At 73.3% G+C, this 1,391-nt stretch carries 2 protein-coding genes and 1 pseudogene; 1 reads left to right on the forward strand and 2 read right to left on the reverse strand.

Annotated features, from left to right (window positions below; translation table 11 throughout):
• A partial coding sequence (locus QOL99_RS17050; protein ID WP_285525580.1) for an ATP-binding cassette domain-containing protein occupies positions 1–286 on the forward strand: 286 nt, incomplete at its 5' end.
• Between the two features lie 140 nt (positions 287–426).
• Here QOL99_RS17050 and QOL99_RS17055 read toward each other — a convergent pair.
• Both QOL99_RS17055 and QOL99_RS17060 read right to left on the reverse strand, forming a co-directional pair.
• The gene (locus QOL99_RS17055; protein WP_285525582.1) at positions 427–882 is read right to left on the reverse strand and encodes a hypothetical protein; all 456 of its coding nucleotides are present in this window, start codon (positions 880–882) and stop codon (positions 427–429) included.
• 146 nt (positions 883–1,028) lie between these two features.
• Positions 1,029–1,391, reverse strand: a pseudogene (locus tag QOL99_RS17060) (hypothetical protein); the annotation flags it as partial.

Consider the following 1,391-nt stretch of genomic DNA (forward strand, 5'->3'; position numbering starts at 1 on the left):
CCGCGCCTCGCACCTGCCGTCGCAGCTCTCGGGCGGGGAGGCGCAGCGGGTGGCCGTCGCCCGCGCGCTGGCCAACGACCCCGATGTCCTGCTCGCGGACGAACCCACCGGCAACCTCGACACGCGCACGGGTGAGCGGGTGCTGGAGTTGCTCACCGCCCCCGCCCGCGAGGGCCGCACGGTCGTGCTGATCACCCATGACCGCGACGTGGCGGCGCTGGCCGACCACACCCTGCGGGTACGCGACGGGGTGGTCACGGCGGAGCAGGAGGGCGTGAGGGTGTAGGGCACCCACACGGGCAGGGGGCGAGGTGGACTCTTCCAGCCTCGCCCCCTTTTCTTCTGTTGCTTACTTCCTCTGTTTCCTTCTTGTTCCTTCTTGCTCTGTTTTCTTCTGTGGGCCTGCTTCTGTGGGCGTGGGCGCCGCTACGGGTCCCGAACCGTCACGCGGGCATCCCGCAGCCACAGCACGCGGCCCCGGGGGTCTTCCAGGCTGACCACGACCTGCACGCCCTCGCCTGCTTTCAGTCGGCCCGCCGCCCCACTGCCGCTGGACTGAAGACAGGGGCGCTCGCCGCACCCCTGGCGGCTGCCCCGTGCGGCGGGAGCCGACCACACCCCCTCGCGGGTCACGACATGCACGCCCGTCACCGCGAGGGGAGGCAGCGCCTCGGCGCCGCGCGGCCCCTGCACCCGCACGCGCACCCGCAGCGTCTCGCCGCTCAGCTGCGGCGCGGCCTCGACCTTCAGCCGCTGGGTGCCCAGTTGCAGCGACGTCGGAGCTCCCAGCAGGTCCCCCGTGGTGGGGGCCGGGGGCATGCCCAGCGTGCCGCAGGCGGTCAGCACAGCCAGGGCAGGAGCCAGGAACCACGCACGCGTCATGAGCCCATCTTAACGCAGCGTGGGTCCCGGCGGGGTGAGCTGTGTCCCTCTCTCCCGGAGCGGCGTCGGCGAGCGGTCGGTGCCAGAGGGGGCAGGGAGGGAGAGCACTTCACCCCCACCGCACCACTCTCCGGTTCATCAAGTCTCTACCAGGCGAGGTCCGGCGCCGTGACCACCGCGTCGGCGGCCTGGTCGGTCAGCAGGGTGTAGGTCACCGTGTACGTTCCCGGAATCACCCGCGCGAGCAGGATGCTGTCGCCCTCGGCGCGGGCATTCACCCCCGCGAGGCTGGGGCCCTGCACGGTGAGCGGCCCGCGCACCGCCGCCGCGCCGCTGGCCGCGACCGGGAGGGGGTCGGTCAGGCGCACGTTTTCCAGGGTACGGTCCACCGTCAGGGTCAGGGTGACGGCGTAGCCCTGGGGGGCGGCCTCCACGCTCTTGGCGAGGGTGGCCCGGCCGCCGCCCTGCACGGCGCGGGTCACGTTGGCCCCGCCGGGGTTGCGGACGCG

The organism is Deinococcus rhizophilus (assembly GCF_030271215.1).
Taxonomy (GTDB): Bacteria; Deinococcota; Deinococci; order Deinococcales; family Deinococcaceae; genus Deinococcus; species Deinococcus rhizophilus.

Bases quoted from the DNA above. Each gene is read 5' to 3' on its own strand.
- QOL99_RS17055 (WP_285525582.1), bottom strand. From the start codon at position 882: ATGACGCGTGCGTGGTTCCTGGCTCCTGCCCTGGCTGTGCTGACCGCC.